This window comes from Chitinibacter fontanus (genome assembly GCF_013423785.1).
In the GTDB taxonomy this organism is placed as follows: Bacteria; Pseudomonadota; Gammaproteobacteria; order Burkholderiales; family Chitinibacteraceae; genus Chitinibacter; species Chitinibacter fontanus.
In genome coordinates, this window is sequence record NZ_CP058952.1 from 1865975 (window position 1) to 1883618 (window position 17644).

22 protein-coding genes are annotated in these 17644 nt (G+C 52.3%); 12 read left to right on the forward strand and 10 right to left on the reverse strand.

The genetic code is table 11. From position 1 onward, the window contains the following. Positions 1 to 26: 26 nt before the first annotated feature. Both HZU75_RS08640 and HZU75_RS08645 read left to right on the forward strand, forming a co-directional pair. Positions 27 to 1190, forward strand: a complete 1164-nt coding sequence (locus HZU75_RS08640) for an AAA family ATPase (RefSeq protein ID WP_180305704.1) — start codon at positions 27 to 29, stop codon at positions 1188 to 1190. Positions 1191 to 1350: 160 nt separating this feature from the next. Beyond that, on the forward strand, positions 1351 to 2070 hold the full coding sequence (locus HZU75_RS08645) for an EAL domain-containing protein (protein WP_228028006.1): 720 nt from the start codon (positions 1351 to 1353) through the stop codon (positions 2068 to 2070). Positions 2071 to 2107: 37 nt separating this feature from the next. On the opposite strand, the gene HZU75_RS08650 is transcribed toward HZU75_RS08645, so the two are convergent. Further along, the gene (locus HZU75_RS08650) at positions 2108 to 2770 is read right to left on the reverse strand and encodes an Ivy family c-type lysozyme inhibitor (RefSeq protein WP_180305705.1); all 663 of its coding nucleotides are present in this window, start codon (positions 2768 to 2770) and stop codon (positions 2108 to 2110) included. Between the two features lie 170 nt (positions 2771 to 2940). On the opposite strand from HZU75_RS08650, the gene HZU75_RS08655 reads away from it, so the two are divergent. The 6 genes from HZU75_RS08655 (at position 2941) to prmC (ending at position 7122) form a co-directional block, all read left to right on the forward strand. Further along, entirely contained in the window at positions 2941 to 3486 is a 546-nt protein-coding gene (locus tag HZU75_RS08655) for a glycine zipper 2TM domain-containing protein (RefSeq protein ID WP_180305706.1), read from the forward strand. 74 nt (positions 3487 to 3560) lie between these two features. Further along, on the forward strand, positions 3561 to 3800 hold the full coding sequence (locus HZU75_RS08660; RefSeq protein ID WP_180305707.1) for a PepSY domain-containing protein: 240 nt from the start codon (positions 3561 to 3563) through the stop codon (positions 3798 to 3800). A 24-nt stretch (positions 3801 to 3824) separates the two neighbouring features. After that, positions 3825 to 4502: a response regulator transcription factor gene (locus HZU75_RS08665; RefSeq protein ID WP_180305708.1), complete on the forward strand. Its 678-nt coding sequence runs from the start codon at positions 3825 to 3827 to the stop codon at positions 4500 to 4502. After that, a complete protein-coding gene (locus HZU75_RS08670) occupies positions 4499 to 5845 on the forward strand; it encodes an ATP-binding protein (protein ID WP_180305709.1) in 1347 nt (448 codons plus the stop codon). The genes HZU75_RS08665 and HZU75_RS08670 overlap by 4 nt, the downstream gene beginning before the upstream one ends. A gap of 56 nt (positions 5846 to 5901) precedes the next feature. Continuing rightward, entirely contained in the window at positions 5902 to 6243 is a 342-nt protein-coding gene (locus HZU75_RS08675; RefSeq protein WP_180305710.1) for an FKBP-type peptidyl-prolyl cis-trans isomerase, read from the forward strand. A 72-nt stretch (positions 6244 to 6315) separates the two neighbouring features. Then, a complete protein-coding gene (gene prmC / locus HZU75_RS08680; protein ID WP_180305711.1) occupies positions 6316 to 7122 on the forward strand; it encodes a peptide chain release factor N(5)-glutamine methyltransferase in 807 nt (268 codons plus the stop codon). 159 nt (positions 7123 to 7281) lie between these two features. On the opposite strand, the gene HZU75_RS08685 is transcribed toward prmC, so the two are convergent. Then, the gene (locus HZU75_RS08685; RefSeq protein WP_180305712.1) at positions 7282 to 7539 is read right to left on the reverse strand and encodes a hypothetical protein; all 258 of its coding nucleotides are present in this window, start codon (positions 7537 to 7539) and stop codon (positions 7282 to 7284) included. 139 nt (positions 7540 to 7678) lie between these two features. Here HZU75_RS08685 and grxD point away from each other — a divergent pair, with 139 nt between their 5' ends. After that, positions 7679 to 7996: a Grx4 family monothiol glutaredoxin gene (gene grxD, locus HZU75_RS08690; protein ID WP_180305713.1), complete on the forward strand. Its 318-nt coding sequence runs from the start codon at positions 7679 to 7681 to the stop codon at positions 7994 to 7996. 175 nt (positions 7997 to 8171) lie between these two features. Here the strand turns inward: grxD and HZU75_RS08695 are convergent, their stop codons facing one another. Then, complete coding sequence (locus HZU75_RS08695; RefSeq protein ID WP_180305714.1) at positions 8172 to 8645, reverse strand: hypothetical protein; 474 nt, start codon at positions 8643 to 8645, stop codon at positions 8172 to 8174. 341 nt (positions 8646 to 8986) lie between these two features. Here HZU75_RS08695 and HZU75_RS08700 point away from each other — a divergent pair, with 341 nt between their 5' ends. Next, the gene (locus HZU75_RS08700) at positions 8987 to 10462 is read left to right on the forward strand and encodes a B12-binding domain-containing radical SAM protein (protein WP_180305715.1); all 1476 of its coding nucleotides are present in this window, start codon (positions 8987 to 8989) and stop codon (positions 10460 to 10462) included. 34 nt (positions 10463 to 10496) lie between these two features. On the opposite strand, the gene HZU75_RS08705 is transcribed toward HZU75_RS08700, so the two are convergent. The 4 genes from HZU75_RS08705 to HZU75_RS08715 all read right to left on the reverse strand — a co-directional run bounded on the left by HZU75_RS08705 (position 10497) and on the right by HZU75_RS08715 (position 14222). After that, on the reverse strand, positions 10497 to 11621 hold the full coding sequence (locus HZU75_RS08705) for a DUF4034 domain-containing protein (RefSeq protein WP_180305716.1): 1125 nt from the start codon (positions 11619 to 11621) through the stop codon (positions 10497 to 10499). A gap of 150 nt (positions 11622 to 11771) precedes the next feature. Next, positions 11772 to 13412 carry a catalase/peroxidase HPI gene (gene katG / locus HZU75_RS08710; RefSeq protein WP_308419406.1) on the reverse strand — a complete coding sequence of 547 codons (1641 nt, stop codon included), beginning with the start codon at positions 13410 to 13412 and terminating at the stop codon, positions 11772 to 11774. Further along, entirely contained in the window at positions 13313 to 13978 is a 666-nt protein-coding gene (locus HZU75_RS17650) for a peroxidase family protein (protein ID WP_308419407.1), read from the reverse strand. Before HZU75_RS17650 ends, katG begins: the two co-directional genes overlap by 100 nt. 52 nt (positions 13979 to 14030) lie before the next feature. Beyond that, positions 14031 to 14222: a hypothetical protein gene (locus HZU75_RS08715; protein WP_180305717.1), complete on the reverse strand. Its 192-nt coding sequence runs from the start codon at positions 14220 to 14222 to the stop codon at positions 14031 to 14033. Between HZU75_RS08715 and HZU75_RS08720 the strand changes: the two genes are divergently transcribed. Continuing rightward, on the forward strand, positions 14221 to 14811 hold the full coding sequence (locus tag HZU75_RS08720) for an IMPACT family protein (RefSeq protein ID WP_180305718.1): 591 nt from the start codon (positions 14221 to 14223) through the stop codon (positions 14809 to 14811). The genes HZU75_RS08715 and HZU75_RS08720 overlap by 2 nt on opposite strands. A gap of 50 nt (positions 14812 to 14861) precedes the next feature. On the opposite strand, the gene HZU75_RS08725 is transcribed toward HZU75_RS08720, so the two are convergent. Next, positions 14862 to 15437 carry a hypothetical protein gene (locus HZU75_RS08725; protein ID WP_180305719.1) on the reverse strand — a complete coding sequence of 192 codons (576 nt, stop codon included), beginning with the start codon at positions 15435 to 15437 and terminating at the stop codon, positions 14862 to 14864. 91 nt (positions 15438 to 15528) lie between these two features. Then, positions 15529 to 16377, reverse strand: a complete 849-nt coding sequence (locus HZU75_RS08730) for an NAD(P)H-hydrate dehydratase (RefSeq protein ID WP_180305720.1) — start codon at positions 16375 to 16377, stop codon at positions 15529 to 15531. 449 nt (positions 16378 to 16826) lie between these two features. On the opposite strand from HZU75_RS08730, the gene HZU75_RS08735 reads away from it, so the two are divergent. Beyond that, positions 16827 to 17045 (forward strand): hypothetical protein, encoded by a 219-nt coding sequence (locus tag HZU75_RS08735; RefSeq protein ID WP_157670193.1) that lies wholly within the window; start codon positions 16827 to 16829, stop codon positions 17043 to 17045. 119 nt (positions 17046 to 17164) lie between these two features. Here HZU75_RS08735 and ybiA read toward each other — a convergent pair whose 3' ends face one another. After that, a complete protein-coding gene (gene ybiA / locus HZU75_RS08740) occupies positions 17165 to 17605 on the reverse strand; it encodes a riboflavin biosynthesis intermediates N-glycosidase (protein ID WP_180305721.1) in 441 nt (146 codons plus the stop codon). Positions 17606 to 17644 lie beyond the last annotated feature (39 nt).

The following is a 17644-nucleotide window of genomic DNA, read 5'->3' on the forward strand; positions in this document are numbered from 1 at the left end:
GTTTGTCTTTGGAGTAGATACCCATCATGCTAAATACACTCGCCATTGCCAATTACCGCTCCTTGCGCGAGCTGATTATTCCATTGGGGCAGCTCAATGTGATTACTGGTGCTAATGGCAGCGGTAAGTCGAGCTTATATCGCGCCTTGCGCTTATTGGCCGAAAGCGCCCAAGGCCGGATGGTCGCCAGTTTGGCGCAGGAAGGTGGTTTTTCGTCGACCTTGTGGGCTGGGCCGGAAACCATTAGTCGCGCAATGAAGCGTGGCGATATGCCTATTCAGGGTACAAAACGACAAGAGTCGGTGGCGCTGAAGCTGGGTTTTGCCGCCGATGATTTTGGCTACGCCATTGATCTGGGGCTGCCAACGCCAGACTCCACTTCGCTATTTGGTGGCGATCCGCACATTAAGCGCGAGTGCATTTGGGCGGGGGCTGTACTGCGCGAATCGACCTTGCTGGCTGATCGTGACCGCAGCCTGTGCAAAGTGCGTGCTGGCCGTGAATGGCAGATGTTGAGCCGCCATGTACCTGATTACGATAGCCTGTTTAGCCATTGTGCCGACCCTCTGCGTGCGCCTGAAGTGCTGGCGCTGCGCGAGCGGATGCGCGCGTGGCGGTTTTATGATTGCCTGCGCAGCGATGCGCAAGCGCCTGCGCGGCAGGCGCAGATTGGTACTTACACACCAGTGCTGGCACACGATGGTGCCGACTTGGCGGCGGCTTTACAAACCATTCGTGAGCTGGGGCGTGGTGATGAGCTGGATGCGGCGGTCGATGATGCTTTTCCGGGCGCAAGGGTGGAGATCGTCGTCGATCATGGACGTTTTAGCGTGCAAATGTGGCAAAACGGCCTGCTGCGACCATTGGCCGCGGCAGAGTTATCCGACGGCACTTTGCGCTATTTATTGTTGGTGGCGGCGCTATTGAGCCCGCGTCCGCCCGAATTGCTGGTGCTGAATGAGCCCGAAACCAGCTTGCATCCTGATCTATTGCCCGCCTTAGCCCGCCTGATTACCAGTGCGGGGCTGCATAGCCAGATTATTGTGGTTAGCCACGCGGCGCGTTTGGTCACCGCCTTAAGTCGGGTGCGCGAAGCGCAAGTCTTGCAACTGGCCAAAGAGCTGGGAGCCACTCAGCTGTGTGAGCAAACTAGTCTAGATCGCCCGGCATGGCAATGGCCGAAACGCTAATACCTATTGGGGTATACTCAATTTAATCATGTATTTAATGGGTTTTAAGGTGATACCCATTAGTCATATTGTGTGCAGAGCTGCATTTAGCCGTGAAAATTGATGGGGTTGCAGGGCGCTTATTGCTACAATAACGAGAACCATTCTTGTTTGTTACTTTATGTATCATCTCTCGGCCAGCGTCTTGCTGGATATGTTGGACCAGCAACGCTTCGGGGTTGAATACCAGCCCTTGATCAACCCGCACACGGGTGACATTGTGGCCTATGAAGCGCTGGCGCGCTTTTACGATCGGGCTGGCCAGACTTTACGCACCGATTGGGTCTTTTGGGCGCTGCACGATAGCCCGCTGACGCTGTTTCAGACCGAATATCAGATGAAACAACTACAGATGGCTCACGCGCCCGACGCGCCTTTGTTTGTCAATTTAGACCCCGATGCATATCAGGTGGTTGATGAGCCTGGTCAGGCCAATCCACTGGTGCAATTGCTAAGACGGCGCGGGGATGTAGTGATTGAAATCATCGAAAACAGTGACATTGGCGACGCGCGCCAGAGCATGCAAATGGCCGAAGTGCTGGCACAGCAGGGCATTCCGCTGGCGTTGGATGATATTGGTGCGCCACATTCAATGTTGTCTTTACCCTTGTTGATCCAGGTTGATTGCCTGAAATTTGATCGCAGCTGGTTTAATCAGCTCGACTGCCCCAAGCAGCAATCGGCTTTGCTCAGCCTGATTGCTTACGCGCGCGAAACGGGGAAGCAAACTGTACTGGAAGGGGTAGAAAACGAAGCCCAGCTAGCGCGGGCATGCGCGCTGGGCGTCGATTTGGTGCAAGGCTTTTTATTTCGCCCGCTGTTTATCGCTTATCGAAAATAATGCAGGGTATTGCCTGGTGACTAAGGTATTAATTGACTTACTTCGCAATACCCTTGCTATGTTTCTCGATCAATTGGGCTACCTCGGCCGGTCGATAAATCGGTTCACCTTTGCTTTGATAGACTTTGACCGTCCCATTGCGGATTAGGCCGACTTCCAATTTACGGTTTTCTGCGTCGATAGATAGCCATGCGCTATCTGCATTAGTTGCTTGGGGTTTATTGCCCAGCACGTACAAAACACGATCAAATTGTATTGAGCTTGGCGTGCTCATCAGGCCTAACAAGGTGCCGAGCTGATCGCCTAGCAGTCCTTTTAGTTCCGGCATAATCGGGCTAACTTCGGTGAATAAGCCAATATCAGCGGGAAAGCGGCCTTTATATTGCACCAACTGTGCCCAATCACCATTCGATTTAAGCACTTGTTGGGCCAACTGTACGGTTTGTGCTTTGACCGAGCTGGCAATCTGGCTGGCATCAAGCCCCAAGGGCTGTAAAACCTGATTGGCCTCCTGTGTGACTTGATCGATCACACCATCGGTTTGTTTTTTTACTTCCGAGCCCACCAGTGCCACCACTGAAGAAGCTGCTTGTTGGGTGATCTGATTGGCTTGCTCGCACGCAGTCAATAAGCCTGCGAGCAAGAAAGTGGGCACGATTACCCAGCGTTTCGAATGATGTCGCGTTACTGCAGATGTCATCGCCTTGATACTCCGTAATGATTGCAGAATAAGAGCTCGATCTGCGCGGTAAGTTCCTGACGCAGTGGCACGAATATGTGATTCAGCTTTGATTCAGAACTGCTCGGGCATGCTAGTAGCGTGAATAACCGTGTGGAGTCGATATTATGCGTTCAATACTGACAATAGCTATGCTTGGCATCGTTTTCAGTCATCATGCCTTCGCGTATGACGATGATTGGGGTGAGCGCGGTCATGCTCCGCACTGGAAGCAGCGTGATTACGCCATTGTTCGCAGTGTGACCCCGCAATATGAAACGGTGAGCCAACCCCGGCAGGAGTGCCGCAGTGAATGGGTAACTGAAAATATCCCGCGTTATGATGGCAATGGCACCGTGGGTACGATTGTGGGTGGTGTGGCGGGCGGTGTGCTCGGGCATCAAATTGGGAAAGGACGTGGTAAAGAGGTGGCCACAGTGGCGGGGACATTGATTGGCGCAATGGTGGGTAACCAGCTGGGCGAACGTAACAGCCTTGGCCCTGTGTATGATACCAGCCAGCGCGAGGTACAACGGTGCCGGCAGGTGAACGACTATAGTCAGCGGGTACGTGATTACCGTGTAGAGTACGAATATCGCTCACAAGTGTATAGCGCCAATATGAATCGTTACCCTGGCAATCCGGGGGCACGGATTCCGGTAAAATTACTGGTCGAGCTCGATGAGGATTGGAAATAATGACCTTGTGAGTCTGGTCGCCTTGTTGTCGCTCTACTTGCAGGTACAATGCCTTGCTTGAAAAGGAAAAACTGATGAAATCGTTGATCAAAGTAATGATTTTAGCGCTGTGTTTAAGCACAGCTTCGGTGTATGCCGCGGTGAGTCGGGACGAAGCGTCGGATTTGGCGCAAAAGAAAACCAACGGTGGCAAGGTGCTCAACGTGGAAAAATTCATCGATGCCGGTAAATCGGTTTGGCGCGTTAAAGTACTAACGCCCGGCGGTGATGTACGGGCGGTCTTTGTCGATGAAGCCACTGGCGCTGTTCGCTAGGTTTACACGCGCAAGAAGCCCACTATGCGTCTGCTCCTGATTGAAGACGAAACCGCGCTGCGCGAGTCGCTGGCCCGCCAGCTGATTGCGGCAGGGTATCGGATTGACACCGCCAGCGATGGTGCCGACGGCTTATATCAAGCCTGTGAGTACCCGTTTGATTTGCTGATTGTCGATTTGGGCTTACCCAAATTGAATGGTGTTGAGCTGATCCGCCGGGTACGTGCTGCTGGTCACGACATGCCGATTTTGATTCTCACCGCGCGCTCGGATTGGCAGGATAAAGTGGCTGGCCTGGAGGCCGGTGCAGACGATTACCTCACCAAACCATTCGAATTTCCCGAGCTGGCGGCACGGGTTATGGCCCTGCTGCGGCGTGCATTGAAAGCCCAGCCGACTGGGCTTAATTTAGGGCCAATCCAGATTGATTTGCAGCGCCAGCAAGTGCGTAATGCAGCTGGCCCTGTTGAGCTGACGGCGTATGAATATCGTCTGCTGGAATATCTGGTACAGCACCGTCCGCAAATCGTGAGCAAGCAGGCATTGAGTGATTACCTGTATCCGCACGATGATGACCGCGATAGTAATGTGATCGAAGTGCTAATGGGGCGTTTGCGTCGCAAGCTGGACCCCGATGCAACGCTAGGGCTAATTGAAACCCTGCGTGGCCGGGGATATCGCTGGAATACGGAGGCCGAGTGAGGGGCTGGCGTAATTTATCGATCCGCGCGCGTTTGCACTGGGGCGCCAGTGCGGTCTTGCTAACTTTTTTTTGTTTGGCTGGGCTTGCGGTGCAGGGGGTTTACTCCGAGCATCTGCGTAACAGCCATTTCGAGCGCCTGCATAGCGCAATCTATATGCTGATTGCGATTACTGAGCTTGATGCCAAGGGGCGTTTAGCGCTGCCAAGCAGTATCGCCGAGCCTTTGCTGTCGGTTCCCCATTCTGGCCTGTATGCCCAAATTGATAATCCTACGCAGCGCGAGTTGTGGCGCTCACCTTCGGCACAAAGCCTGCCGCAGCTACCGCTTTCCAGTCTGCAAACCGGCGTATGGCAGCATCGCACCTTGCGGCTAGCGGGGCGCGATTATTTATCGACGGAATACCAAGTACGCTGGAATATTGGTCAGCAAAGCCAGAATTTGCGATTTATGGTGTTGGAAGATACGCAGCGCTTTGCGGCGCAATTGGCTCAGTTTCAGCGCGCGCTCTGGGGCTGGCTAGCCGCTGCGGCACTCTGCCTGCTATTGGCGCAAGTGTTGCTGTTGCGTTGGGGGCTATGGCCATTGCGGCGCTTGGAAGCCGAGCTGGCGGCCATTGAAAATGGTAGCCAAAAACAGGTCAATGGCGTTTACCCACGCGAAATTGCGCCGCTCGCGACTCGTTTAAACCGCTTGGTCGAGCAAGAACACGCGCGTCAGCAGCGCTATCGTGAAGCGCTGGGTGATCTGGCGCATAGCCTGAAAACCCCGCTGGCTATTTTGCGGGCCGAACAAGATAACGCCGACCCGATTGCTTACCGTCAGACTTTGGCTGAGCAAGTTACCCGGATGGATCATATTGTGCAGCATCAGCTTGGCCGTGCGGCCTTGCGTGGGCAGGCTAGCTTGGCGCCAGTTTTAGCTTTAAAGCCAATCGCGGAACGTCTGATTGCCAGCATGCAAAAAGTACATGCGCAGCGCAATTTACAGTTTGCGCTGTATTGCGATGACTTGCTGCAATGGTCCATTGATGAGGGCGATGCGTTTGAGATGATGGGTAATGTGCTCGATAACGCAGGTAAATGGGCCAAAACCCGCGTTGAATTGCACTTGCAGGCAAGTCGGCGCGAACTCATTATCACCATCGCTGATGATGGCTCCGGCTTTGTTGATACCCAGGCCCCGCTGCAGCGTGGCATCCGCTTGGATGAGCGGGTTGCCGGGCATGGTATTGGCTTGAGTGTAGTGGCCGATATTGTACAAGCCTATCAGGGGCACATTACTCTAGGCCACAGCGCGCTCGGTGGTGCCAGCGTGATGTTGACTATCCCCGATCCGCGTTAAAATCACGCAGCCCCAACTTTCCGCTATCCAATTGACCAATCGAATTGAGTGTCGCCATGAGTACAGAACTAATTATTGAAGATATCGCCATTGGCGATGGCAAAGAAGCCGTGCGCGGTGCGTTGATTACCACGCATTACACCGGCACGCTAGAAGACGGTACGGTATTTGATTCATCCGTATCCAAAGGTCGCCCATTTCAATGTGTGATCGGTACCGGCCGCGTGATCAAAGGCTGGGATCAAGGCATTATGGGTATGAAGGTAGGCGGCAAACGCAAACTGTTTGTGCCAGCGCATCTGGCCTACGGCGAGCGCCAGATCGGCGCGCACATCAAACCCAATTCCAATTTACTGTTTGAGATTGAATTGCTTGAAGTGCTAACGCGCGATGATTGATGTATGGCCTTGTAGTAATTGCTAGATATTGTTTTCAGCAAGATACCCCATTAATTTATACCGAGATTGCCTTTGCCAACCTACCGCGACCTAATTCAATACAGCCAAATCGAACGCTTTGACGCGCAAGTTTTGCTGTTGCATGTGCTGCAAAAAAATCGGGCGTGGTTGATCGCGCATGATGATGAAACTGCGACTGATGAGCAGCACTCCACGTTTGCTGCTTTGGCTGCGCGGCGGCGTGAGGGTGAGCCGGTGGCGTATTTATTGGGTAGCCGCGAGTTTTATGGTCGCGAATTTGCTGTCAGCCCCGCTGTATTAATCCCGCGACCCGATACTGAATTGCTGGTTGAATTGGCGCTGGAGCGTGCGCCACAAAATGGCAAAGTAATTGACCTAGGTACTGGTTCTGGCTGTATCCCCATCACGCTGAAACTTGAACGCCCTGATTTATCAGTCAGTGCCCTTGACCTATCTGCGGATGCGCTCGCTGTGGCCAGCAACAATGCACAGGCTTTGGGTGCATCTGTGCGCTTTGTTGAGTCAAACTGGTTTAGTGCGGTGGCCGGTGAGGTATTTGATCTCATCGTATCCAATCCACCCTATATCCATGCTGATGATGAGCATTTAAATCAAGGCGATTTACGCTTTGAGCCCACTGGTGCACTGACCGATGGCCACGATGGGCTGCACCATTTGCGTACGATTATCGCCGCCGCTCCAAGCTATTTGCAGCCAGGCGGGTGGCTATTGCTCGAGCATGGCTGGGATCAGGGGGCGGCCTGCCGTGAGTTGCTCTTACAGGCCGGGTTTAGTGATGTGCAAACCTGGCAAGATTTGGGGCAAAACGATCGGGTGAGTGGCGGGCGGTGCGGATAATATTGACGCGTTAATGCTGGGTAATATCAAAGCCTTGTTGGGCAAGCCAGAGTTTTGCTGCTTGAATATTTTCGCTGCGCTGATACGTAACCAAACGACTTGCGCGCTCGGCTAATGATTGGACCAGTAAGGCATGAAAGTGTGATGGCAAGATATCCGTCACGGCGCACATACCGTGCGCGACTGCATCTTCAAAAAATACCCACCATGCATCGAGCACTTCTGGGTGCCGCCTTCCCAGTGGCTGGCGTCGGTGAGCATGGCCCAGCGCTGCTCTGGCCTAGCTTGCCAGTTTGCGGCCACCGTTTGATGTAGTGCATGCACGGCTTGCACGTTCCAACTGCCGGTGTAGGTAACAACCAATACATTGTGCTGCCATTTGTATTGAAATTCGCCGTGCTGTACGCAATGAATCATTTTCGCCCCCGATTTCTATCTTTGTATATGATTTTAGCGCCGTTTTCCTGATCTTGAAGCCCGCAATTTTGCTTGCCGCAACCGCTGCCGCCGCTTTACAATACCCGAGTAAATCATTCAAGCTTTGCGAGCCATTACCATGAGTATTCAAGACACTATCCGCCAACAAGTGACCGAAAATCCGGTGATTTTGTACATGAAAGGCACCCCTACTTTCCCACAATGTGGTTTCTCTGCGGGCGCGGTGCAAGTGCTGAAAAACCTGGGCGTAAATTTCGCCGCGGTAAATGTGCTGGCTGACCCAGAAATTCGTCAAGGTATTAAAGAATTCGCCAACTGGCCAACGATTCCTCAGCTCTACATCAAGGGCGAGTTCGTCGGTGGCAGCGACATTATGAAAGAGCTGTATGCCAGCGGTGAGTTGGCTGAAATGGTTGCCGATCTGAAAGCTGAATAATTTGTTTTCAGCGCCCCAATAAAAAAACGCCGCAAGCTCAAGCTAGCGGTGTTTTTTATTGGGCATAGTTTACTGATTTTTTTGGGGGCTGAAACTGACCCGTGGTTAACATTAAACCATCTATACAATTTAAAAACTGTCCAGCACGCGTAGTGTGCGATGTTTGAGCGATTTGTTATGACGACACTGGCCAGATGATAGTTTCACTATCTAATTTAAAAAGATAACTACATTGTAATTCTGTTAATTCCTTAAAATCAAACCAGAACATTATTCCCAATCCGTTATGAAGCAGACATTCATGCTCCGGAAGTTCTTCCGAGGACCAGTCTTCATACCTTGCTATTTCGTTCGTTTCTTGAACGATAAGCTTTGAAACAGCCCTGATTTTTTTTCCAAATATTTTCTTGCTAAATAAAGTATGCTCGCCGCCCATTACTGTGATGGTGCCAAGACGATTTTGATCATCTTTTTTAAACGTAAATGTAAGGTTTTCGGGGGTATACCAAAGCTCCCTATACCAATTTCCCATGCCTTCTACATATTCACTTTCATCAACACGATCAGGTTTACCAAGTAAGTCGATAACTTCATGTTCATACATGCCGTATTTTATTTTACCAATACCAATTCCCGGAATTATGTTCATGGTGCCCTCGTCATTACTATTAAGTATGCTTACCCATTGAGGGCTAATCTTAATCGGATATAAGCTAACCCATCTACCGATGTCATTAGCGTTAGCTATAAGAAGAGCAGTTGACGCTAAGATAGGGCATGAAAAACACAGTGTTACTTCCGCTCTTGGCCGTCTGCGGCTAGTCACCGAGTTTAGTTGAGTCATCTCTGCTTGGCATCAATGCCGTTTTGCTGGTGGTGAATTTGCTGGTGCCGCAGCCGCCCCCCGCCTTTGAGCAATCGCCAGCCCCTTCGCCAGCATAAACCCGTAAAATAGCGTTTTGCTTCGCAATCCTCACTGCTGGTTTTGTCATGTCGATTATTTTGTCTACGCTGAACGCCCGTTACACGCATGCCTCGCTGGGGCTGCGTTATTTGCAGGCCAATATGGGTGATTTGCAGCCGCAGACTGAAATCATGGAGTTCGTCATCGGCGGCAAAACGACCGAGTTTGCCGAGCGTCTGTTGGCGAAAAAGCCCAAAATCATTGGCTTTGGCGTCTACATCTGGAATGTCGAGGAAACCGCACGTCTTGTGGCCTTGCTCAAACGCGTTGCGCCTGAAGTCAAAATTATCCTCGGTGGACCAGAAGTTTCGTACGAGACTGCCGAGCAGGCGATTGTCAAAGAAGCCGATTTCGTAATCACCGGCTGGGGCGAGGTGACGCTGCCCGATCTGTGCCGGCAGATTTTGAACGGCCCGCAGCCACTGATGAAAATCCACGTCGGTGTGCAGGCCAAGCTCGATGATTTGCAGCTGCCGTATCAGCTCTATACCGACGATGATATTAAAAACCGCACGCTGTACGTCGAAGCCTCGCGCGGCTGTCCGTTTAAGTGCGAATTCTGTCTGTCAGCGCTGGATAAAACCGCGTGGCCGTTCGAGTTGGAACGTTTTCTGGCTGAAATGGAAACGCTGTATCAGCGCGGTGCGCGCTTGTTTAAGTTTGTCGATCGTACCTTTAATTTGAATATCAAGACCAGTTTGCGGATTATGCAGTTTTTTCTCGACAAGATCGCCGCACATCCTGACGACCCGGTGTTTGCGCATTTTGAAGTGGTGCCCGATCATTTGCCCGAGGCGCTGCGCGAAAGCATTTTGAAATTCCCGCCCGGCGCGTTGCAGTTTGAAATCGGCATCCAGAGTTTTAACCCCGAGGTGCAAACGCTAGTCAGCCGCAAGCAGAATAACGACAAAGCCGCCGATAATATCCGCTGGCTGGTTGAGCACAGCCACGCGCATATGCATGTGGATTTGATTGCCGGTTTGCCGGGTGAAACGGTCGAGAGCTTTGGCGCAGGCTTTGATCATTTGTATGCCTTGCGCCCGCATGAGATTCAATTCGGCATTTTGAAACGGCTGCGCGGCACGCCCATTATTCGCCATACCGACGAATTTGCAATGAAGTACGACCCATTCCCGCCGTATACGATTTTGGCTAATCGCGATATCGACTTCACGACGATGCAGCGGCTGGTGCGTTTTGCGCGCTATTGGGACTTGGTGGCGAATTCGGGGCGGTTTGCTCATACGCTGCCGGTGATGTTGGGCGATGCGCCGTTTGCGCGCTTTATGGCTTTTTCGGATTGGATTTACGCTCACACCGACGCGACACACCGTATTGCGCTGGACCGCTTGGCTAGGCTAGTTTGCCAGTGGTTACAGGGGCAGGGTATGGGGGCGGATGAGGCCGAGGCGCTGATTAATAGCGATTACGCCGGCAAGCAGCCCAAAGTGGCCGACAAAAAAACCAGCGCGCCGCAGCGCCAGCAGATGCATCTCAATTAATGCAGTAGTTGGCAATGCTGGGGTTTTACTTTGGTTAAAGTTTCAGTTGTTTTCGCTTAGTAGCCTCAAGTATTTCTTCGAGCAAGCGCTTGCTGTCTCGCTGAGCTTCTTCGTTTTGCCGCGCTCTTTCGGCGGGGTCCATTTGCTCCGCCTCAATACCCGCTTTGCAAACGTTGTAGCTGCTTTCTGCGCCATCTTTACTGCTCCAGCTGCCGAGCTGAAGTTGCGAGCCTAATTGCTTAAGTAAAAGCCCCGCTTGCGGATAGTCTTGCGCTAAGCAGGCAAAATAAGCAAAGGCAGACATATTCCAGCTATCGGGATAGCGTTTCACCAGATCGGCAAACGCTGGCTTCATGATTTTCCATTCGGCTTTACTCAGTTTGAATAGCTCACCGTGGGTTTGTGCCTGATCCAGATACCAATAAGTCCGTGCATACAGGCTTAAACCATCTTTGTTTTTCGGGTTTTTCACCGCCGCTTGAATGAACTCATCGATTGCTTCGTAGCTGCCACCCCATTTGGGCGTTAGGCTAAAAATCGTCTCAAAATAAATCGGGTAATAGCCGGGATGCCGAGCAATTCCTTCGCTAATCATTTGATTACGCATTTGCTCGCCACCATCATTGGCCAAGCGACTAACCGCAATGAATTGGCTATACCACGTTGGGTCACGCTTGCCTTGTTCACCAGCAGCTTCTAGTTCTTTTCTTGCCCGGTTGGCCAATTGCTTGATCGCAGGCCACTTAGCTTCTGTAACAGTGTTGGCCATGCCATTCCCGCGCAATTGCCAGGCTTGAGTGTTGTACATAGTGGAGGCGTAGAGCATCGCCGCGGTGGATTTGGGGTAGGCTTTACGCCATTCAGTGACAAAATCCGCTTGGTTTTGCCAATAGCCGGGGTCGGGGCTGTAATAAAGCAGGCTATCGATCCCGCCAGCGACCACCGAGAGTTTCCAAATGCCGCTGGGGGTGCGCTCTTTGGGTGAAAGCAGCGGGGTATAAAATTTTTCCAAGCCGGCAAAGTCTTTTTTGCTGATCAAATAGCGAAGTTCATTTTCAACTAAAGCTCTGGTTTCGGATTCCGTTTGTACGCTGGCATGGCCGTATGCGCTAAACAGCAGGAGTAAAACCAGGGTGCGGCAGTGAGTCGTAAAGGACATGGCCTGTAAATCCATAGACGTTTCCTTTATTTTAACTGACTTTTTGCTGTCTTTTGTATTCGGTTTGAAATGTTGGGTTGATGCCATAAAAAAGCCTGATGCGGCGCAAGGCCGCTCAGGCTGGTTTTTAAATACGGCTAATTAACTTGCTTATTGCAGATCGAATCGATCTAGCTCCATGACTTTGACCCAAGCCGCCACGAAATCGTGCACGAATTTTTCCTGCGCGTCGGCGGCGGCATAGACTTCGGCGAGGGCGCGTAGCTGCGAATTTGAGCCAAACACCAGATCAACCACAGTGCCAGTCCATTTCAGCGCGCCGGTGCGGCGATCTTTGCCTTCCAGTACGCAGGTGGTGGCGCTTGGTTGCCATTGGGTGCGCATATCGAGCAGGTTAACAAAGAAATCCGTGCTCAATACACCGGGGCGCGCGGTGAATACACCATGTTGGCTGCCACCGGTGTTGGCGCTCAGCACTCGCATACCGCCTACCAATACCGTCATCTCCGGCGCGCTGAGCGTGAGCAATTGCGCTTTATCTATCAGCAATTCGGCGGCGACGTTTTCTAGCCCTGGCTGGGTGAAATTACGGAATCCATCGGCGCGAGGTTCTAGCACCGCAAAAGACTCCACATCAGTCTGCTCGGCGCTAGCGTCGGTCCGGCCCGGGGTGAATGGTATGCTGATGGTGATGCCTGCTTTGGCTGCGGCAGCTTCTACGGCAGCTGAGCCTGCCAGCACGATTAAATCGGCCAGCGAGATCTGCTTGCCACTGCTTTGCGCGGCGTTAAAGCGGCTGCGGATGTCTTCCAGCAGTGCCAACACTTGCGCCAGCTCTGGCGGGTTATTCACGGCCCAGTCTTTTTGCGGGGCGAGGCGAATCCGTGCGCCGTTCGCGCCACCACGCTTATCGCTGCCGCGGAAGGTAGCGGCGGCAGCCCATGCGGTGTTCACCAGTTGGCTGATGCTCAGGCCGCTGGCCAGCACTTGGGCTTTCAGCGCGGCAATATCGGCGGCATCGACCAGTGGATGGCTCACGGCGGGCACAGGGTCTTGCCAGATCAGCTCTTCTTGCGGTACCAGTTTACCCAGGTAACGGCTGCGCGGGCCCAGATCGCGGTGAGTGAGTTTGAACCACGCGCGGGCAAAAGCATCGGCAAAGGCGGCTGGGTCTTGGTGGAAACGGCGCGAGATTTTTTCGTAGGCCGGATCAAAGCGCAGCGACAAATCTGCCGTGGTCATCATCGGTGGATGCTTGATGCTTGGATCATGCGCGTCGGGGATCAGATGTTCCGGTTTACAGTTTTTCGGCGTCCATTGATGCGCGCCGGCGGGGCTCTTGGTCAGCTCCCACTCGTAACCAAACAGCATGTCAAAGTAGCCGTTATCCCAGGTGGTTGGGTTCGGTTTCCACGCGCCTTCAATGCCACTGGTCGTGGTATGAATACCTTTGCCGCTGCCCAGCTGATTAATCCAGCCCAAGCCTTGTGCTTCCAGCGGTGCAGCTTCGGGCTCAGGGCCCACTAGTTTCGGGTCACCCGCGCCGTGGGCTTTACCAAAGGTGTGGCCACCGGCCACCAGTGCCACGGTTTCTTCATCATTCATCGCCATGCGGCCAAAGGTTTCGCGCACATCGCGGCCCGAGGCCACGGGGTCGGGCTTGCCATCTGGGCCTTCAGGGTTCACATAAATCAGGCCCATCTGCACCGCGGCGAGCGGGTTTTCGAGTTGGCGCTCGCCCGAGTAGCGGCTATTGGGCTGATCGCTGGTGGCAAGCCAGGCTTTTTCCATCCCCAATAAATATCTTCTTCCGGCGCCCAGATATCGGCGCGGCCACCGGCAAAGCCAAAGGTTTTAAAGCCCATTGATTCCAGCGCCACATTCCCGGCCAAGATCATCAGATCGGCCCATGATAATTTGCGCCCGTATTTTTGTTTGATTGGCCACAGCAGGCGGCGGGCTTTATCCAGATTGCCGTTATCCGGCCAGCTATTGAGTGGCGCAAAGCGCTGGTTGCCGGTGCCGGCGCCGCCGCGGCCATCATGAATGCGATAAGTGCCGGCTGAGTGCCAGGCCATGCGGATCATCAGCCCGCCATAGTGGCCCCAATCGGCGGGCCACCAATCTTGCGAATCAGTCATCAGGGCTTTCAGGTCGGCCACGACGGCATCCAGATCCAGGGTTTTAAATTCGGTCGCGTAGTCAAAATCAGCACCCATTGGGTCGGATTTGCTCGAATGCTGATGCAAGATAGCGAGATTAAGTTGATTGGGCCACCAATCGGTATTCGATGGGCTACCGTTTTGCGTGCGTTTGTTAGCTGCGCCCGCGAATGGGCATTTTGCTTCGTTAGACATGGCGATTCCTCATTCGGTGATTAACGGTGGGATGGCTTTACATTAGGTCGAACTAATCATTGCGGCAAATTGCATTTACTAATTGTGCTGATAGCCAAAAAATTAAGTACCTAATTTTTATGATTTTTTTATGGCGCATGATGCTTTTCGATCCAGAGTGTTTCGATTGCGGTGCCAAAAATGGGTTGCTCAAATCACGTACATGCCCTACTTTGTCTGGCTGTAATTTTTGTTCTGCCATCATGCCTTTTAGCCTGAAATCACCCACTCATTTTGAATTAATCATCAAAAAGAGCCGCTTTATCGCCTGTGTGCAGCCGATGAGCGATCGTGCGGCCGCCCAGCAAATAGTGAATCAGCTTAAAGCGGAACACCCGACGGCTGCGCATGTCTGTTGGGCGCTGCTAGCGGGCGGTCAGTCGGCCGCCGTTGATGATGGCGAACCTTCTGGTACTGCCGGTCGGCCCATGCTGGATGTGCTGCGGCATCAGGATCTGGAAGGGGTACTCGCTACGGTGGTGCGCTATTTTGGTGGTGTGAAGCTGGGGGCCGGCGGTCTGGTCAGGGCATATACCGATTCGGTCGCGCAGGCGCTGCTGCTGGCAGAAAAAATCCCATTGCTAAAGATGAGTAGCTTGCGCTGTTGTGTACCGTATGCCTTGGAGGGTCATGTCCGGCGGGCTCTGGCGAGCTATACTGCGCAATACATCGAGGTGACGCATGCCAGTCAGGTGCTGTTTAACTTTGCGGTCACCGCAGATGTCGCCGATGCGCTGATCGTGCAGCTTAATGAAGCTTGTCATGGGCAAATTGGCTGGTTAGCCGCGGAATAAGCTCCCTCTCTGGGCATGGCTGCACAGCAGAGAGGGCATTGTTGGCTGGCTTATTTGCTAGGGCGGCCAGTTTTGATTTTTTCCAGCCCGCCGAGCAAGGCCAGTAGCTGTGCATCATTCATCGCCGCCAGCGCGGTAAGACCTGCACGGATCAATTCACTTTTTTTCACCTCAACGCCTGCGGCGACCACACGCTGCTTGGTGGCCGCAATGAGTGCGTAATCGGCTGCCGGAAAGGTGAAACTGTCGCGAATCAGCTTGGTTTTTTTACTACTCTTTTTGCTGGTTTTTTCAACTTTTTCGACTTTTTCGGCTTTTTTAACTGGTTTTTCGCTGCTGTTGATTGCAGTTTCCTGTGCGGGTGCTGGTGCTGTTTTTACTACGCTCGCCGCTTTTGCGGCAACAGTTGGGGCTTGGGGGCTGGCCGCGGGCTTAGCGGTGCTACTGGTGGTACGGCGGCTGCGCGCAGGAGCTTTGCTTGGGGCGGCGGCTGCAGTATTAGTTGCAGGTTTGCGATTTGCTGCCGCTTGGGTACTACTGGTGCGTTTAGCGGCAGCAGGCTTGGTGGTCGCAGTTTCGTTAGTGTTTGCTGGGGCAGAGGCTGGAAGCGTAGATTTGCTTGGCATGAAAGTTCCTTATTGAAAAACTGTTTATATTGTTTCTGCTGCCATTCTGCGCCTATTTAACCGCTTGCTGTGTTGCGGTTTTATGACATCCTCATTCAGTTTGAGCCAAGCTGTGATTGAGGGCGTTGCGTGCCAGATAAATCGTTTCTGACGCACTTAAGCCTAGACCGGCTGGATGCGTGCTAAGCCAATGATCTGCCGCTTGGCCGTGCAGAAATACTCCTACGCGAGCGGCGCTAGCCAGCTCTAAACCTTGGGCGCACAAGCTCATAATTATGCCCGCTAGCGTATCGCCTTGCCCTGCACTGCTGAGCGCTGCATTGCCCGAACAATTGCGACTTAATTGCCCATCGGTGCTCATTACCAGCGTGCCATGGCCTTTGAGTGCAATGTGACATTGATAGCGTTCAGCCAGTGCATGGGCCGCTGCGGGCCTGTCCTGCTGAACTGCGGCGGTGCTGGTGCCCAGTAAACGTGCGGCTTCACTAGGATGTGGCGTGAGCAGCGTGGGGCTTGGGCGCTGACGCAGCTGTTGCTGTAATTGTGGGTGCGCAGCAATAAGATTTAAGGCATCGGCATCAAGCAATAATGGCAACTCGCTGGCTAAACAGTGGCCAAGTATCTGCAAAGCTTGCGCCGAAGTTCCCATGCCCATTCCTGCAAGAAGGTGGGTGGCTTGTAATGGGCTAAATATCTGCTCGGCCTTGCATAGCATTAGCTCAGGATATTGAAAATCAACGCTAATACGGGCATCCAGCAAGCCAACCCAAACTTTACCCGCCCCTAGTAATAACGCAGTACGCGCAGCCAGCAAGGCCGCCCCCGTCATACCCCCGGCTCCGCCCAGCACGGCGACCGAGCCAAACATACCCTTGTGAGTATCTGCTTTGCGGCGTAATTGTTGTGCCGCCTTAGGAAGTTGTTCGATTTCCTGCATCATGCTGTGGCCTCGTGGGGTGAGGGTTGGAAGCTGCTATTGTGCCGCGCGGTTCGCTAGCTCAAGCGGGCTGTACCGTTGGTCAAATTAGGTACTTTTAACAAATATATGATTTGACAGTAATTTTTATCTGTCGTACAGTCGCGGCACTAATTTGATTGAGCACATAAAAACCACGGTGCGTTAACCCAAGACCGTGATGTGTTGCTAACAGCAGTTCCCTCCAGCAAGCCACCTCAGCTTATCTGTAATGAATCTGCCGCAATGATGTTCGATAACAACATCATTTGATTCCCACTTGGATCGCAGTCCAAGTTTAGTTCCTTAGTGAACCCGGTGCTCTTCTATTGGTGCTTTTCCATCCAGCGTGGGATGGTGTGTAGGCGCGTAGTTTCATCCAATTGATTATAAAATCTAGAAAAACAAAGCGCCCTGTTAAGGGAGCAGCCATCATGGCCTCAACAACTTTTGACTTTAATATCGAAGCTCGTCCATCTACTCGCACTAGCGAGATGGAAGGCTGGTTTCAAATCGTAATCTGCCGTGGCGACCAGCGTAAGCCAGTCACCGACTGGCAACCTGCGCCACAAGCGCGTGATATGGCATTGCATCGCGTACTGCAAACGACCGCCAAAGTCGCCAGCCAGCAGATCGCTCAGCAATACCATTAATATTCAGCCGCTCATCGAGCAATCTGAATGCCAAAAAGCCACCGGAAGGTGGCTTTTTGTTGTTTCGCCATTTGTAGGGTGCGAAACGCGTAGCGTTGCGCACCTGCATGACTAAATTTTCATTCATTTTTAAATTCAGTTCTTAATTGCATCAAAAGAACACCAAGGCGATTTTTACCTTTACCATTCTGACCTATACCCCAGTAAGAATCATATGGGGAATTTTCGATTAATATTTTCTTTCCAGTACTTAGTAATAATTCCTTGAGTTCTGGGTTTGAAAATTTTTCTCTTAACCCAGTTAGCATGATTTCTTCTTTTACACTCTCCCAGTCTCGCCTAATCGGGGTTTCTCGAGATTGCCCTAGATCTTTGGCTTGCTTTGGTGATCCGCAGCGTAAGATTCTATCAAATTGAGGTGTTCCAATAAATTTCATGGCTTGAAAATAATGCTCCATTGTTCGCCATTTATTTCCATTCAACTCAAAACCAACCCCTGAGAAATTTGATAACTGATAGTATTTATCATCTCTGCCAAAAAAATAAATCTCTTTCGCCATATTTCGTTGAGCCCAATCATTCAAATTTGAAGCAACAAG